Raw genomic sequence first — 15,749 nt, forward strand, 5'->3', positions numbered from 1 at the left:
CGATCATAAAAGCAAAGCCTCGGTGCGGCTGGAGCCGATTACAGGCCGAGATTCGCCGCCAGCGGCCACGCCTGGCTGGCGAAGACGAGGAACGCAAGCGCGCCACCGAGGAGAGCGACGTTTTTCAGGAAGTTGTTGGTCTCGCCCTGTTTCTGATCCGGCGGTGCGTTCCAGAAGTCGTGCATCTTGGGCGTCGAGACGATGAGGAAGACGGCGATGGCGCCAGCCGCCACTGTCGGATAGACGCCGAGGATGATGCCGAGGCCGCCAGCGATGAGCAGACCGCCGGAGAAGGGGACCGCGAGCGACGCCGCAGGGACGCCTTTCGCGTCCGCGTAGCCGATCATGCTCTCCGCGTCCAGAAAGTGATTCAGGCCGGTGAATGCGAAAACGCCACCGAACAGCACGCGCGCGACGAGGAAGGCGGCGCCGGCGCCAGCAGTGTCGAAGACCATCAGACCACCACCGTTGCCACAGCGGTCGTTGACAGCGATACATCGGACGACATCGTACTCAGTTCGGTCATCGCATCGATGGTATGTGGCGCGCGGATATATACGTTATCTGCCAATTATGTTACCAGGTGACGACAGTGTTACCGGGAGAACTAACATTTCGTTACCTGATTCGGATCGGAACTGCTAACCAAACGGGAGTCCTGGTGTCGGTATGACGACGCCAGCGAACGACGAGGCCGAGACGTGTTACGTCATCGACTCGCTCGAACAGATCGGTTCGCAGTGGCGACTGGCCGTCCTCCACGACCTACAGGGCGAGGAGAAACGGTTCAACGAACTCAAACGGTCGACGGGTGCGAGTTCGCGGACGCTCTCGCGAGTCGTCGACGACCTGCAGGAGATGGGCTTCGTCGACCGACGGATGGAGGAGGACGCCCCGGTGGCCACGTACTACTCGCTGACGGAGAAGGGGCAGTCGCTCTGCCCGGTGTTCGACGCCATCGGCGACTGGGCCCAGGAGTGGATGGACGACGATCGCGAACTCGAGGCGCCGGCCTAGTCGCGGTCGAGCCAGACGAGAACCGGACCGGCGATCACCAGCATGACGCCGACGAGCGCCACGAGCGTCCAGACGCCGTCGAGCGAGACGGCGGTCTCGGCGGTCGTCTGCCGCGACCGGGCGATGGACGGATCGTTCAACAGCAACAGCGCCTTGTCCTGGGGCATCACGGCCGGGTAGGTGCGCTCCGGCGGCACGGAGAAAAAGCGGATCAGATCGGGCGCGGTGCCGGCAGGGACCGAAAGCGACCGCCCATAGCCACCGACGATGACGGCGATCAGACCGAGGAGCGTGATGTCCATGCCCGACGGACTGTCCCCGTCGATGAGGCGGGGTTCCATGCCGTGTGGTACGTGATCGAGACACAAATACGCTGCTGACGTTCATCGCGTCGAGCCACGATCACCCCAGCGGAGCGTTTATATCCGAATCGACGGAGACCCATCCATGACTGCGCTCGTCGCCGTACTCGGTCTCCTCGTGTCACCGGCCCTCTCGGCGCTCGTGTACTGGGATGCTGCCCGACTCGGCCGCACCCGGTCGGCGTGTGTCGCGTGGGCCATCTGCGTCGGCGTCATCAGTTTCGCCGGATTTCTCGCCTCCGCCCTCGCCGGCGGGGCGCTCGCGCGAGTGTATCTCGTCTGGGTGAAGGGGGAACCGATCGTGACAGCCCCGCGCGAAATACTCGGCCTGTACGTCGCCGTCGGCCTGGCGACGAGCGTGCTCGCGCTGGCGCTCTACGGGATCGACCGCGGTCGCGCTCGGCGGTGAGTGGCGTCGCGAGCCTCGTACGGGAGACCGTCGGTTCCGGTCGTCGACGCCGGGAAACAGGGGGGATCGGCGTCAGTCGGGGTCGACGACCGCCTCGCAGGCGGGACACTCGGCGAACACGCCGGTTTCGTATTCGATGAGCGTCCACGCCGACGGAATCGACTCCCCACAGCGCGGACAGCAGCCGAGGGAGTCGGTCGTGGTGGTCATCGGCACCTGGCAGTGGCAGCGCTCCACCGTCGGTCGTCCAGGGGTAAAAACAGTTGTCCAAATTACAACAACGGCTGCGGCGTCACGCCACCACAGACCGAATCGAATCCGAATACTTAGCCACCCGGAGTCCAATCACCCCCCATGACGCACCTCCTCGTCCGCGCGGCTCGGGGCGAACGAACCGACCGCCCGCCCGTCTGGTTGATGCGACAGGCCGGGCGCCACATCCCGGAGTACCGGGAGATCCGCGCCGAGTACAGTTTCCGCGAGGCCATCGAGACGCCCGACGTGGCCAAGCGCATCACGCTCCTCCCGTGGGACCTGTACGAACCGGACGGACTGGTGATGTTCTCCGACATCCTGACCGTGCTCGAACCGCTGGGGTTCGACTACCACATCGAGAGCGGCGTCGGGCCGGTCGTCGAGAATCCGGTCGAGGGGCCGGACGACGCGGAGCGCCCCCGTGGCGATGTCGCCGACGATCTGTCGTTCGTGGGCGACCTGCTGACGAAACTGGTCGACGAGGTGGGCGACGAGACCGCAATCATCGGATTCGCCGGCGGACCCTTTACCCTCGCGTCCTACGCCGTCGCGGGCGGTGCCTCGCGCAACCACGGCCCCGTCCGACGATTCCGCGCGCGCCACCCCGAGGCCTTCCGCACCCTCCTTTCGGCCTTCGCCGACGTCGTGCGCGACTATCTGGAGTATCAGGCCGCCAACGGCGCCGACGTGGTGCAGTTGTTCGACACGTACGCGGGCGTGCTGTCGCCCGCGGACTACCGCGAGTTCGTCCTGCCGCTGCACCGCGAAATCCTCGACGGGCTCTCGGTGCCATCCATCGTCTTCGTGCGCAACATGGGCGGGCGACTGGACCAGCTCGACGCCGTTGGTGCGGATGTCGTCAGCCTCGACTGGACCGTCGACATGGGCGACGCGCGCGCCGAACTCGGCGACCGGCCGGTACAGGGGAATCTCGATCCGCAGTATCTGTTCGGGGAGCAGTCGTTCGTTCGCGAGAAGACGCGTGAGGTCATCGACGCCGCCGGCCCGCGCGGCCACATCCTCAATCTCGGCCACGGCGTCCACCGGGACACGCCCGTCGAGTCCGTGCGCGCGTTCGTCGAGACGGCGAAATCGGTCGAGCGCTAGGCCGCCTCGGCGAACCCGTCGGCGAGGCGTTTCGCCTCCCTGACGCGGGAGGGCACGCCCATCCGGCCGGCGTAGTTGGTCGCCAGCGTGATACCGTCCGGGAGGTCGACCGCCTCCATCGCCGTCCACGACCCGTCGTAGGCGGGCATGCCGCGGGGGTGCCGCGTGATGTTGCACACCTCGGCCGACGCGCCCATCACCGCCTCGAACTCCTCGCGAGCGATGCGACCGAGTTCGCGGTCCGAGCGGTCGACCAGGTCCGGGTTCTGCATCCCGCCGAGGAAGCAGGTGTAGACCCCGTCGCGGTCGAACAGACTGGCGTTCCACGTCACGCCGAGGGTGTCGAGGGATTCGTCGTGGCGGACCTGATAGCCGTAGCCGTCCGGGTCGGCGTCCGAGACGAGGTGGACGTACGCCAGCGGGTTGTAGTAGAGACGGCGGAGCGCGCGGGCGCTCTCGGCGTCGACCGACTCCAGTAAGCCGGCGGCCACATCCGCACGCGTGGTGACGACCACGCTGTCGACGGTGACGCTTTCGTCCGCAGTGTCGAGGCGATAGCCGTCGCCGGCGGCGTGGATCCCCTCGACCGGCGTCTCCAGTTCCACCCGGTCGGCGTTGCGTTCGTACAGTGCGCGGGGGAGTTGGGCCATGCCGTCGTCGAACGACACCGGCGGCGGGCGCTCGGCGTCGGTGAGCGCGCGGTGGGCCACGGCGCGGACGAGGCTCCCCGAGCGCTCCATCTTACGGACCGTCTGCAGGGCGTACTTGCCGGGCATCTCCTTCGGATCGGACCCGTAGATGCCGCCGAACAGGGGTTCGACCAGGTTGCGGTAGGTCTCGGGGCCGAACTTCCGGGTGAAGTACTCACCCGCCGTCTCGTCGTCGCGGGCGCCCTCGGTCAGCGGCTCCGCGAGCAGCCGCAGTTTCCCGCGGGTCGAGAGCAGGTCGGTCGTCAGGAACTGTCGTGGCGAGAACGGCACCCGCCGGAGGCGGCCATCGGCGTAGACGTAGAGCGGGAGGTCGGTGTCCGCCGTCCGCAGGGCCGAACGGAGGTCACACGCCTCGACGAGTTCCTCGATGGCCGGCGTCAGGCGCGTTCGCTGAGGGCCGTGTTCGAGGATGCGGCCGTCGACGCGACTGGAGCGGATCACGCCGCCCGGCTCCGACGCCGCCTCGAACGCGATGGAGTCGACGCCCCGTTCGCGGAGATACTGCGAGAGGGCGAGCCCCGTGATCCCCGCGCCGACGATGCCGACCCTCATGCGTCGTGAGGGGCGTTGAGACACATCGTCCCGGGTTCGTCACGACACTCACACTGTCTGAGGCCGGCGTATTCAGGGTCGTAGCCGGCGACGAAGGGTTCGACCAGATCCGCGAGCGCGCCGATGAACCGCTCGTCGTCGTAGGGGATGGGCACGCGGTAGAAGTCGAGCCCGCGCTCCTCGGCCTCCTCGCGGAGTTCGATGTCGAGCTCCGAGAGCGTCTCGCTCTGTTCGTGCATGAAGCTCACCGGTTCGACCACGACCCGTTCGGCGTCGACGGTTTCGATGACATCCTCCACGTCGGGGTCGGTCCAGTCCACATCGCGGTTCTCGTGGTTCTGGTAGCCGAGTGCGTAGTCGTCGACGCCGAGCGACGCAGCCACCACGTCACAGAACTCCTCGACGTACTCCTCGTAGCGGCTGCCTTCGTCGAGATAGTACTGGGGCGTGCCGTGGGCGGAGAAGACGAGGCGCGTGTCGCCGCCGAGCGAGAGGTCGTTCGCCTCGACGAACGATCGGATGTTATCGACGCGGGTGCGGGTGTACGCGGGGTGTTTGTGCCAGCCGGTGAGCCGGTCGGTGGGAACGTCCCATCCCACCTCGTCGAGCGCCTCGTCGAGTTCGTCGAGCGACTGGACGGTCGTCGAGGGGCCACAGAGGGGGTAGACGGGCAGGCCGACCAGGTGATCCACGCCGTCGTCGCGGGCGGCCTCCACCGCGTCGGTGATGAACGGCGCCGTGTACTGCATACCGTGATAGGTTTCGACGTCGTAGCCGCGGCGATCGAGTTCGTCGCCGAGCAGCGACGCCTGCGCGCTGGCGTGGTCGATGAGCGGCGAGCCGCCGACTTCCTCGTACTCCTCAAGAAGACCGGGGGCGCGGCGTTCGGCCAGTTGGCGAGACCGCTCTCGGGCCTCCCGCTCGGTCGCCTCCCCCTCGATCGACGCGTTCGCAAAGAAGATGCGCTCGAGGTAGTCGACGACGGTGTCACGGTCCGTCCCCGTCGGTTCGCCGAAGTTGAGCAAGACGACGCCGGAGGTCATACTCCGCCTAGGGGTAGGTCGATACAAAACCTGTCGGTCATCCCGAGCGTATGGGTTTGGCCGGATCATTTAACTCGGTCGAGCGGGCGCGCCGTGCCCCCGAAATCGGCCCGACTAACGCTATAGTAATCGTTATACGCGGGGTGGACTAGGCCCCACGTATGCAACGACGCGCTGCGGCCATCTACGTCGCGTTCTTTATCGTGCTCGGCGCGGCGTCGTACTCGGTGATCGCAACGGCCACTGCGCCGACCGTCGAGTTCGACGATCCGGACCACCGGCTCTCACAGGGCGATCAGTTCTCGGTCGACGACCGGCAGTACACCGTCTCGGCGATCACCGCAGAGACATCCGGCGGGGGCGGCCACGGCGGCGGCGCGAGCGTCACCCGCTCGGGCGAACTCTCGTGGACGAACGACTCGGCACGCTACACCGCGACCTGGGAGCACAACGCGACCGTCACGTACCAAGACGACCAGTACCGCGTCGTCGTCGGCGAGGGCGACGATCCGACGACGTTCCGGCTACAGGAGGAGATCAACCGGAGCGCCATCCTCCAGGAGGATCCGAACGTCCGTGACGAACTCGTCACCGTGAACGGCACCGAGTACGTCGTCGAGGAGTCCGGCGAGAACCGCACGCTCACGCCGGCCAGCGAGTATTTCCCGGCGCCGGCGTCCACGCAGTACAGCGAGGGCGACCGCCTCCAGTACCAGGGGAACGCAACGACGGTCGACAGCGTCGCCAGCGAGAGCGTGACGCTCGCGTGGACCGCGCCGCGGACCAACACGGTCGAGGTCGATAACGAGGCCAACGTCACGCTCAGCGGGCAGCAGTACGTCGCGTACTTCCCCGACAACAGCACGCTGGTCCTCGAAAGCGATTACGGCGTGTACGAGCGCCAGACCGCAGAGATCGACGAGTACCACGGCCACGTCAACGGTCTCTGGGGCGTCTCCATCGTGAGTTTCGCCACGGCGATCATGCTGCTCGGCATGGCGTACATGCCGTCGCGGTACTGAGTTACCCGCAGTTTCGTCGCGGTTCCAACAGATCGTGTAGTGAACTTCGAGCTGGCACAGTGCTCCAAAAAACCGGCGGCAGCAATCAGAACGCGTGTGCGTCGTCGTCGTAGCCACAGAGTTCGTCGTAGAGGTCGGTGCGTCGGTCCCGCGGGATGACGTTGTGGTCGTTCCAGGTCTTCTGTTTCCGGGCGTCCATGAGGTTGCAGTCCTCGACCAAGAGGAGTTCCTCGTCTTCCTGGCTCGCGGGGCCCGCGATGGGGTTTCCAGCGGGGTCGACGACGAGACTCCGACCGAGGAACGGCTGGCCGCGCTCGGTGCCGACGCGGTCCGCACAGGCGAACCAGACCGTGTTCACGTGGGCGTTCGAGACGGCAAGGTAGTTCGCCCGAGCGAGTTCGTCCTCGTCCATCTGCCCCGACTGTTCGTACTCGTTGATCGGCACCCAGTTCGTCGGTTCGGCGATGATGTCGGCACCCTTGCCCGCCTGAATCCGGGTCAGTTCGGGGAACCACTGGTCGTAACAGATCTGCATCCCGATGCGACCGATCTTCGTCTCGAACACCTCGACATCGTCGCCGGGTTCGAACCAGAGTTTCTCCTCGTTCCAGAGGTGCACCTTCCGGTGCGTGCCGATGTAGCCGTCGGGACCGACGAGGATCGACGAGTTGTAGAGCAGGTCGCCGTCCTGTTCGGCGTAGCCACCGACGATGTAGGCGTCGTGTTTCGCGGCGAGGTCGATCCATCGCTGTGCCGTCTCCCCCTCGGGGATCGGTTCGGAGAGCGACCGTGCCTCCTCGCGGGAGTTGAAGACGTACCCCGAGTTGGCGAGTTCCGGCAACACGATGAAATCGGCGCCCTGCTCGGCGGCGTTCTCGATGAACTCGCAGGACTTCTCGCGGTTCCCCTCGAGGTCACCGACCCGCGGTTCGAACTGTGCACAGGCGATCGTGACGAGCGATTCCCGTCCCGGCTGGCGTTCGTCGACGATCGGCGCGTCCCGTTCGACCGCGTCAGGTTGTGACATACCGTACAGTAGGGGCGGGTAGAGCAAAAGCGTTAGTGATAGCGCGACGGCGCAGTCACGCACCACCCATCGAGGCGACAGCCTCCGCGAGCACCGCCGTCGCAGTCGCACAGTCCGTCCAGTCGGTCCACTCACGGGGGCTGTGAGAGACGCCGTCGCGCGAGGGGGCAAAGAGTAGGGCGGCGTCCGTCACGTCCGCGACGGACATGGTGTCGTGGAAGGCGCCGGAGTGGAGGTCGAGCGTCTCGACGCCGAGCCGGTCGCCGGCGGCGTGGACCGACTCCCTGAGACGCAGGCTCATATCCGTCGGTTCCTGATCGAACTCCCGAACGAGTGCCGTCGCCACCCCACGCTCCGCTTCGAGACGCGACAGCTCCCGGATGAGCGTCTCGACGACGCCCTCGATGGCGTCGGCGCTGACATCCCGCACGTCGAGGCTCAGTTCGACCTCGCCGGGGATGACGTTGACCGCGTCGGGCGAGACGTCGAGATGGCCGACGGTGCCGACCAGCGTGTCGGGAGCCCCGTCGGCCGTGGCCGCGTCTTCGACCGCGAGGACGAGTTCGCTCGCCGCTGTCAGCGCGTCGGTCCGCTCGGTCATCGGGGTCGATCCAGCGTGGTTCGCGTCGCCGGTCACGGTCACTTCGCCGTGGGTAACGCCAGCGATGGTCGTGACGACGCCGACCGGGACGCCGGCCCGCTCCAGCCGCGTCGCCTGTTCGACGTGGAGTTCGAGCCAAGCGTCCCAGCCGGCTGCATCGAGTCGCCCCTCGCCCCGATACCCGATGTCGTCGAGTGCGTCGGCCAGCGTGATTCCGTCGTCGTCGGTGAGCGCGAGCGCGTCCTCGACGGACCGGTGCCCGGCGGCCACGGAGGATCCGAGGAGGCCGTCGGCAAAGCGCGTCCCTTCCTCCTCCGTGAACGAGACGACATCTACGGGGCAGTCGGGATATCGCTCTGCCACCTGCAGCGCCCGGACCGTCTCGACCCCCGCGTACACCCCGAGAACGCCGTCGAAGATACCGCCGCGGGGCACGGAGTCTAGATGACTCCCGACGGCGATGGGCGCAGCGTCCGGATCCGCGCCGGGCGGCGTCCAGCGACCGGCGATATTTCCCACCGCGTCGACGCGAACGTTCATGTTCGCGTCTTCCAGACGGTCGACGAGTCGGTCCCGCGCCTGACCGTTCGCCGGCGTGCCGGTGAGGACCGTCCGTCCCCGTCCCTCGTCGGCGTCGACGGCACCGAAGGCAGCCGTCGCTTCGATGTCGGCCCGCAAGCGACTCTCGTCGATCGGTGGTGTGTCATCGGTCATGGCTGCTCGATTGCCCAGGGGCCACATTCATAAACGTATTCGTCCGACTGTGCCACGGATATCTCAAAATATTACCTTTCATCCAGTATAAATAAACTATATGCCGGAGGAGCGCAGTTAGAGGTACTATGTCTCAACGAGATGCAGAACCGGAGTCGACAGGGCACCCACGACTGAGCCGGCGGCGATTGCTCCAAACCGGCGCGGCGTCAGCCAGCGTGACGGCCCTCGCTGGCTGTATCGGTGGCGGCGGTGGCGGCAGTTCGGGACCGGTACGGGTCGGCGTCCTCTCGCCGCTCAGCGGTGCATGGACCGTCTACGGCGAAGCCCACCGTCGAGGGTTCGAACTCGCGATGCAGGAGGTCAACGACAACGGTGGCATCAACGGCCGCGACGTGGAGGTCATCGTCGAGGACACGCAGACCGATCCCAGCACCGTCACCGAGAAGGCCCAGAAAGTGATCCGCCAGGACAACGTCGATGTCGTCGCGGGCACGTTCAGCAGCGCCTCGCGGAACGCCGCGGCGCCCGTGGTGACTCAGGAGGACAAGGTTCTGCTCTACCCCACCTTCTACGAGGGACAGGACCAGGAGAACTTCCCGGGGACGTGTAACGACCTCCTGTTCATGTTCGGCATCGTGCCGTCCCAGCAGGCGGCCCCGTGGATGGACTACATGACCTCCGAGCACGGGTCGAACTTCTACATGGTCGGCTCCGACTACGTGTGGCCGCGGTACACCAACCAGCGCGTCAAGCAGTCCCTCGAAGAGCTGGGCGGGAACGTCGTGGGCGAGGAGTACATCCCGCTCGGCACGTCCGACTTCGGGTCGGTGCTCTCGCGCATCTCGAACTCCGACGCCGACATCGTCTTCGGCACGCTCACCGGCACGGACACCATCGCCTTCGCCAAGCAGTTCTACAGCCGCGGACTCAACGAGGAGTTCACCTACTGGACCGTCGACGACGAGGAGTTCGCCACGCAGGGGAAGGGTCCGCAGGCCTCCCAGGGAACCTACGTGAGCTTCGACTACTTCCAGACCATCGACACGGACCTCAACAACCAGTTCGTCGACAAGGTGAAATCGCAGTACGGCGAGGACGCCGGGATGGACACCGTCGGCGCCGCGATGTACAATGCCGGCCACATGTTCGCGAACGCGGCGAACGAAGTCGGGTCGGTCAACACCGACGACATCATCAGCGGCCTCGAAGGACAGTCGTTCACCGGGCCACAGGGCGACGTGACGATGCGCGAGCAGGACCACCAGATGGTGCTGCCCTCGTATCTCGTGCAGGTGCCCGACGACTGGTCCGACCCCAACGACTTCGAGGGGATGTTCGAAATCATCGATCACCAGGAGTCGGTGACCCCGGCAACGGCGAACTGTGAGTTCCCGCTCGGGAAGGGCCAGTAGCTCCGCCGAAATGATCGACTTCGCCAGCATCATCAGCCAGACCCTGTTCGCCACGTCGATACTGATCGTGGCGGCGTTAGGGCTGGCGATCATCTTCGGGATGATGGGCGTGATCAATCTGGCCCACGGCGCCCTGATAACCGCCGGTGCGTACGTCGCGTACGCGGTCACCAGCGCGGGACTGAGCATCTGGGCTGCGTTCCTCATCGCGCCGGTCGTCGTCGCGCTCGTCGGTCTCGTGATGGAGCGAACGGTGATCAACCGGCTCTACGACCGACCGGTCGATACGCTGTTGGCGACCTGGGGGTTCGCGCTCGTGATTCAGGAACTCATCAAGGTCATCTTCGGCACGAGCGCCCAGTCGGTCCCGAACCCGTATTCGGCGCCGATCGAAATCCTGGGAGCGAACCTCCCCCGGTACCGGATCTTCCTGACGGCGCTCGCTGCCGCCCTGCTAGTGGTGACGTACGCGACGTTCAAATACACCGACTTCGGTGTCAAATCCCGCGCAGTCATCCAGAACGACGAGATGGCGGGGCTGCTCGGGACCGACGTCCGCTCCATCTACATGTGGACGTTCATGATTGGCGCTGGCCTGGCCGGCTTGGCCGGGGCCGCCGTCGCGCCCATCGTCGGCGCCGACCCACGAACCGGGCTGGGGTATCTCGTCCAGTCCTTTTTCGTCGTCATCGTCGGCGGAACGGGGCAGTTGCTCGCAGGGACGCTCGGTGGGGCCGGACTCATTGGCGGGTCGGCGGCGGCGCTCTCGTTCGTCAGTTCACAGACGTTCGCACAGACGGTCGTGTTCGCCCTCGCGATCGTCGTCATCCGACTGAAACCCGAGGGGCTGTTCGGAGGAACATAAATGTCGTATATCGACCGAACGAAAGTCGCGTTTGGTGACGCATCGGGGTCGGCGAAAGTGATACTGACTGGTGCCGTGATCGCGTTCCTTCTCCCGGCAGTGTTGAGTCCGTATTTCGCCTTCCTCGCCGCACAGTACTACCTGTTCGCACTGTTGGCGCTGAGTCTCGGACTCCTGTGGGGCTACGTTGGCATCCTCAGCTTCGGCCAGGCAGCCTTCTTCGGCCTCGGCGCATATATCATGGCGTGGTCGTTCCAGTACACGTTCGTCCCGGGCATCAACCCGGCGTACGTGGCCCTGGTACTGGCGCCGCTAGTCACGGGCGGGATCGCCGGCGTACTCGGCCTGTTCCTGTTCTACTCGGACGTGAAAGACGTCTACTTCGTCATCATCACACTCGCGCTGTCGGTGATCCTCGAACAGCTCGCGGTCAGCGTGACGAGCGTCTTCGGCGGCTTCAACGGCATCTACCTGCCACGGATGGCCGTCTCGATTCCCGGCGTGTTCAACTACCAGCTCAGCAACGACCGCCTGTTTTACTACGTCGCCCTGCTCGCGCTCGTCGGCGGATATCTCGTCTGTCGACGCATCGTCCGCTCCGACTTCGGCGAGACGCTGCTCGCCATCAAGGAAAACGAGGCCCGGACGAAGAGTCTCGGGTACAACACGGCGCGCTACAAGACGCTGGTGTTCATGGTCGCGGGCGCGCTCGCCAGCGTCGCCGGCGCCCTGTACGCCACGCTCGCACAGTTCGTCTCGCCGCCGGTGACCGGGTTCGTCCTCTCGACGGAAGTGGTCATCTGGGTCGCGGTCGGCGGCCGGGGACTACTTCTGGGAGCCATCACGGGTGGAATCCTGATCAACGCCGCGTCGACGGGACTGAGCTCGCTGGTCGCGGACCGGTACATCCTGATCCTCGGCCTGATATTCATCGCAGTGGTTGTGACCTTCCGGAAAGGCGTCGTCGGCTACGTCGCCGACCGGTACGACTGGGGTGAGAAACTGTGAGCGCAATCTTGCGTACCGTGGACCTAGTCAAGGAGTTCGACGGCGTCGTCGCCACGGACCATCTCGACTACGAGATGCCGGAAGGGGAGATTCAGTGCATCATCGGTCCCAACGGGGCCGGGAAGACAACGTTCTTCAACCTCATCACCGGCGTCCTGACCCCCGATTCCGGACAGATTTACTTCGACGGAGAGGACATCACGGGGGAGGATATTCACGAAATCGCCCAACGCGGGATGGTCCGGAAGTATCAGACCCCCTCGGTGTACGACGAGATGAGCGTGCGGCGAAACATCCGCATCGCGTTCGGTGAGGACAAGCCAGCAGACGGAGAGGCACGACTGACGGAGATTCTGGATCTCATCGAACTGGCGGACCGCGTCGACGAGCCGGCCGGGGCGCTCGACCACGGCACGAAACAGTGGCTCGAAATCGGCATGGTGCTCGCGAACGACCCGCGTCTCATCTTGCTCGACGAGCCGACCGCGGGCATGACGACCGACGAAACGATGCGAACGGCGGACCTGATCACGTCCATCAACGAACAGGAAGAGACGTCGCTCATCGCCATCGAACACGACATCGAATTCGTCAGACGACTGTCCTCGCCGGTTACGGTCCTCCACCAGGGATCGGTCCTCGCACAGGGCCCCGTCGAGGAAATCGAGGAGAACGAGGAGGTACAGAACGTGTATCTCGGGAGTGGATGATAGATGGTACTCGACATCGACGCACTGAACGTCTCGTACGGGGAGACCCGAATCATCAACGACCTCTCGCTGCACTGCGAGGAGGACGAAATCCTCGCCGTCCTCGGGCGCAACGGGATGGGCAAGACGACGCTCCTGAAAAGCATCGCCGGCGCGCTCGAACCGGATTCGGGGACGATCACGTTCCGGGGTGAAGACGTGACCGACCTCTCGTCGCACGAACGCGCGCGCCGGGGGATCACGCTCATTCCACAGGGGCGCGAGATCTTCCCCGACCTCACCATCGACGAGAACCTCCAGATGGGAACGTACGCCGTGGGCGACCGGCAGCCGGTCGACCGCGAGCAGATCTACGAGTACTTCCCGATTCTGGAGGAACGACTCGAACAGAAGGGTGGGACGCTCAGCGGCGGCCAACAGCAGATGCTCGCCATCGCGCGCGGGCTGATAACCAACCCCAAACTCATCCTCCTCGACGAGCCATCGGAGGGGATCCAGCCCTCGATCGTCGAGGAGATTGGCGAGATCATCCCGGAGATCCACCGGAACGAGGGCATTCCCGTCGTCCTCGTCGAACAGAACATCGACCTCGTGTTCGCGATAGCCGACCGGGGCTACGTCATCGAAAACGGCCGGATCGTCGAGTCGGGGAGCATCGAGGAACTGCAGGACGACGATCTCATCAAGGAACACATCGGTATCTGACCGCCGTCGGGAGTCGCGCTCGCCGGAATCGACCACTCGGCGGTGATAGTTCGGTGCTGCCGGGGTCGCGTCGGTCAGTGCTCATGCGGCCGCTGACGGGGCTGCTCGAACCGCGGCCACTAAGACCACCGGGGGACAACGGCCGAACGAATGCGGGTGACGCTCCTTGGCACCGGCGACACGACGGGGACGCCGACCGTCGGGTGTGAGTGTGCCACCTGCCGGCGCGCTCGGGAACTCGATGTCGAACGCTCGCGCTTCTCGGTCCACGTCGAAAACGATCGGACGGGCGAGTCGCTGCTGGTGGACTGCAGCCCCGATTTCAGACACCAGTTTCTCACCCAGGACGTGCCCCTGCCCGACGCCGCGTTGGTGACCCATATCCACTTCGACCATCTCGATGGGTTGGGAAACGCGTATCGCGTCTTCGATAACCTACCCGTCCACGCGGCGAACGTCACCGATCCGGCCACCGACGAGAGCGTCGCGGACACCATCCGCCGGAAATACGACTATCTCGACCGGGTGACCGTCCACAACCAGACCCCGAGCGAACGGTTCCGCATCTGTGGCCTGGACGTTCGGTTCGTTCCCGTCGATCACCCACCGCTCCGGTGTTACGGCGTCGTCATCGAAGACCCCGAAACGGGGGCGAAATGCTCGCTTACGGGCGATACGAGCTACGACATTCCGGAGGCGTCGCGGGCGGCGCTCGCGGATCCCGACCTCCTGCTGGCCGACGCCATCGTCCCCGCGTCGGTGTGCGAGCATCATCCGCTCGGCGGCAAAGACCACGACGACGAGGGCGTGCCGCGGACGTTCGGCACGAAACACATGACTCGCGAGGGGGCGCTCGACCTGGCGGCCGAACTCGGCGCCACGCGGACGCGGCTGGTGCATCTGGCGCATTTCTATCCGGCCGACGAAGCGTTCGAGGACCCGCTCGCCGTCGACGGCGAAGTGTACGAGCTTGAATGAGCGCCCGACTCATACGGGTCCTTGTACGTCAGTACCGGTGACCGCCCGGACGGGACAGCGACCCACCGGAAGACAGTTATAAGACTCCGTCTCAAGCCAGGCGTATGACCGTCGTCTCGACGATCGGCCGTGGGGCCGCGAGCGGCCTCGCGGGCGTACTGATCTGGACCGCCGTCGCGGTGCTCGTTCTCGACACCGTCGACCCGCGACGGGCGCTCGCCGTCGGCGTTGCCATCGGCGTCGCCGTCACGGTAGTGGCGGCCATCGACGCCCTCAGGTGAACTGATCGAGGCCGGTCTGCCGGCGCGTGACGCCCTCGGGGTCGGCGACCCAGGGCGTCCGGGCGTCGCGCAAGGCGGCTCGGTCCACGGCTGGCGACTCACCCGGTTCGTAGGCCGAACACGCCGGCCCGCAGTCGGTCCCGGGGTCGACAACGCGGTCGAACGCGGCACAGAAGGGACGGCCGTCGTCGGTCGGGCACATCGACGCGCAGGCGGGGTAGTCGCGGGGACGCCACCCCTTGCCGTAAGCGCGTTCGGCGATCGCTCGGCGCTTTTGCGCCTTCGCCGACGGTGAAACGAACTCCACGTCGGTCCGGAGCGGGTGGTCGGTGAGGGGTTCGACGCCCGTCGTCTCGGGATCGAGCGGGGTCGGCTCACGGACGACGGTCAGGTCGCCGGTGGCCGACTCGTCTCCGGCCTCGAACCGCCAGATGCCGACCGCGTCGGGGATGCGGTTCAAGTGGGCACCCGTGACGTAGCTCTCGGTCGCGAGGACGACAGTGTCGAACAGCCCGAGGGAGACATCGTGGCGCAGCTGTCGTTCGAGATCGCCGGGTCGACCGAGGTCGGGTTTGTTTTCGATGCCGACGAGGCGGTCGATCCAGTCGGGGTACCGGGTGGTCTGACGGACGTGGCGTCGACTCCCCTCGCGTTCGGTCTCGAAAAAGCCGACCTCGACCGCGCGGTCGGCGGTGCGCTGGGCGACCTCAGGAGAGCAGTCGAAGGCAGCGGTCGGATCGACCGCACGGCCGGGGCCGACCGCACTCTCGACGGCGCGGGGCGGGATCGTCTCGCTCGTGATCGCAGCGCGGCGGTCGAACTCGGAGCCGGGAACGACGCCACAGACGTCGGTGACGCGGGAGCCAGGATTCGCGACGGCAGCGCCGAGTTGGCGTCCGAGCACCCAGTCCCGGGTCCGTTCGAGGTGGGTACACAGCGCCAGTTCGAAGGCGTACTCCGATTCCACG

Annotated in this window: 19 protein-coding genes; 11 read left to right on the forward strand and 8 right to left on the reverse strand. The window is 65.8% G+C overall.

Translation table 11 applies throughout. The annotated features are described in order from the left end of the window. Positions 1–38: 38 nt before the first annotated feature. Positions 39–455: a DoxX family protein gene (locus tag MXB53_RS00675; RefSeq protein ID WP_248895290.1), complete on the reverse strand. Its 417-nt coding sequence runs from the start codon at positions 453–455 to the stop codon at positions 39–41. A 214-nt stretch (positions 456–669) separates the two neighbouring features. Here MXB53_RS00675 and MXB53_RS00680 point away from each other — a divergent pair, with 214 nt between their 5' ends. Next, positions 670–1,017 (forward strand): winged helix-turn-helix transcriptional regulator, encoded by a 348-nt coding sequence (locus MXB53_RS00680; protein ID WP_248895291.1) that lies wholly within the window; start codon positions 670–672, stop codon positions 1,015–1,017. Here the strand turns inward: MXB53_RS00680 and MXB53_RS00685 are convergent. Further along, the gene (locus MXB53_RS00685; protein ID WP_248895292.1) at positions 1,014–1,358 is read right to left on the reverse strand and encodes a hypothetical protein; all 345 of its coding nucleotides are present in this window, start codon (positions 1,356–1,358) and stop codon (positions 1,014–1,016) included. The genes MXB53_RS00680 and MXB53_RS00685 overlap by 4 nt on opposite strands. Before the next feature lie 106 nt (positions 1,359–1,464). Here MXB53_RS00685 and MXB53_RS00690 point away from each other — a divergent pair, with 106 nt between their 5' ends. Further along, the gene (locus tag MXB53_RS00690; RefSeq protein WP_248895293.1) at positions 1,465–1,788 is read left to right on the forward strand and encodes a hypothetical protein; all 324 of its coding nucleotides are present in this window, start codon (positions 1,465–1,467) and stop codon (positions 1,786–1,788) included. A gap of 72 nt (positions 1,789–1,860) precedes the next feature. Here the strand turns inward: MXB53_RS00690 and MXB53_RS00695 are convergent, their stop codons facing one another. Next, complete coding sequence (locus tag MXB53_RS00695; RefSeq protein WP_248895294.1) at positions 1,861–1,998, reverse strand: DUF7837 family putative zinc-binding protein; 138 nt, start codon at positions 1,996–1,998, stop codon at positions 1,861–1,863. Positions 1,999–2,142: 144 nt separating this feature from the next. Here MXB53_RS00695 and hemE point away from each other — a divergent pair, with 144 nt between their 5' ends. Further along, complete coding sequence (gene hemE / locus MXB53_RS00700) at positions 2,143–3,150, forward strand: uroporphyrinogen decarboxylase (RefSeq protein WP_248895295.1); 1,008 nt, start codon at positions 2,143–2,145, stop codon at positions 3,148–3,150. On the opposite strand, the gene hemG is transcribed toward hemE, so the two are convergent. Next, positions 3,147–4,412, reverse strand: a complete 1,266-nt coding sequence (gene hemG, locus MXB53_RS00705; protein WP_248895296.1) for a protoporphyrinogen oxidase — start codon at positions 4,410–4,412, stop codon at positions 3,147–3,149. The genes hemE and hemG overlap by 4 nt on opposite strands. Next, positions 4,409–5,455 (reverse strand): ferrochelatase, encoded by a 1,047-nt coding sequence (gene hemH, locus MXB53_RS00710; protein ID WP_248895297.1) that lies wholly within the window; start codon positions 5,453–5,455, stop codon positions 4,409–4,411. The genes hemG and hemH overlap by 4 nt, the downstream gene beginning before the upstream one ends. Positions 5,456–5,616: 161 nt before the next feature. On the opposite strand from hemH, the gene MXB53_RS00715 reads away from it, so the two are divergent. Continuing rightward, positions 5,617–6,477: a hypothetical protein gene (locus MXB53_RS00715; protein ID WP_248895298.1), complete on the forward strand. Its 861-nt coding sequence runs from the start codon at positions 5,617–5,619 to the stop codon at positions 6,475–6,477. Positions 6,478–6,562: 85 nt separating this feature from the next. On the opposite strand, the gene MXB53_RS00720 is transcribed toward MXB53_RS00715, so the two are convergent. Both MXB53_RS00720 and MXB53_RS00725 read right to left on the reverse strand, forming a co-directional pair. Beyond that, positions 6,563–7,504 (reverse strand): nitrilase family protein, encoded by a 942-nt coding sequence (locus tag MXB53_RS00720; protein ID WP_248895299.1) that lies wholly within the window; start codon positions 7,502–7,504, stop codon positions 6,563–6,565. Between the two features lie 55 nt (positions 7,505–7,559). Then, positions 7,560–8,819, reverse strand: a complete 1,260-nt coding sequence (locus MXB53_RS00725) for a M20 family metallo-hydrolase (RefSeq protein ID WP_248895300.1) — start codon at positions 8,817–8,819, stop codon at positions 7,560–7,562. 128 nt (positions 8,820–8,947) lie between these two features. Here MXB53_RS00725 and MXB53_RS00730 point away from each other — a divergent pair, with 128 nt between their 5' ends. The 7 genes from MXB53_RS00730 (at position 8,948) to MXB53_RS00760 (ending at position 14,781) form a co-directional block, all read left to right on the forward strand. Continuing rightward, positions 8,948–10,234: an ABC transporter substrate-binding protein gene (locus MXB53_RS00730; RefSeq protein WP_248895301.1), complete on the forward strand. Its 1,287-nt coding sequence runs from the start codon at positions 8,948–8,950 to the stop codon at positions 10,232–10,234. A 10-nt stretch (positions 10,235–10,244) separates the two neighbouring features. Next, on the forward strand, positions 10,245–11,099 hold the full coding sequence (locus MXB53_RS00735; RefSeq protein ID WP_248895302.1) for a branched-chain amino acid ABC transporter permease: 855 nt from the start codon (positions 10,245–10,247) through the stop codon (positions 11,097–11,099). Continuing rightward, positions 11,100–12,107, forward strand: coding sequence for a branched-chain amino acid ABC transporter permease (locus MXB53_RS00740; protein WP_248895303.1), 1,008 nt, complete (start codon positions 11,100–11,102; stop codon positions 12,105–12,107). Then, complete coding sequence (locus MXB53_RS00745) at positions 12,104–12,817, forward strand: ATP-binding cassette domain-containing protein (RefSeq protein ID WP_248895304.1); 714 nt, start codon at positions 12,104–12,106, stop codon at positions 12,815–12,817. Before MXB53_RS00740 ends, MXB53_RS00745 begins: the two co-directional genes overlap by 4 nt. Before the next feature lie 3 nt (positions 12,818–12,820). Beyond that, a complete protein-coding gene (gene urtE, locus MXB53_RS00750; protein ID WP_248895305.1) occupies positions 12,821–13,522 on the forward strand; it encodes an urea ABC transporter ATP-binding subunit UrtE in 702 nt (233 codons plus the stop codon). A 150-nt stretch (positions 13,523–13,672) separates the two neighbouring features. Further along, entirely contained in the window at positions 13,673–14,500 is an 828-nt protein-coding gene (locus tag MXB53_RS00755; protein WP_248895306.1) for an MBL fold metallo-hydrolase, read from the forward strand. Between the two features lie 104 nt (positions 14,501–14,604). Then, on the forward strand, positions 14,605–14,781 hold the full coding sequence (locus MXB53_RS00760; protein WP_248895307.1) for a hypothetical protein: 177 nt from the start codon (positions 14,605–14,607) through the stop codon (positions 14,779–14,781). Here MXB53_RS00760 and MXB53_RS00765 read toward each other — a convergent pair. After that, the gene (locus tag MXB53_RS00765; RefSeq protein WP_248895308.1) at positions 14,774–15,748 is read right to left on the reverse strand and encodes a DUF5787 family protein; all 975 of its coding nucleotides are present in this window, start codon (positions 15,746–15,748) and stop codon (positions 14,774–14,776) included. The two genes, MXB53_RS00760 and MXB53_RS00765, sit on opposite strands and share 8 nt — an antisense overlap. Position 15,749 lies beyond the last annotated feature (1 nt).

This window comes from Haloplanus sp. XH21 (assembly GCF_023276355.1).
Classification (GTDB): domain Archaea; phylum Halobacteriota; class Halobacteria; order Halobacteriales; family Haloferacaceae; genus Haloplanus; species Haloplanus halobius.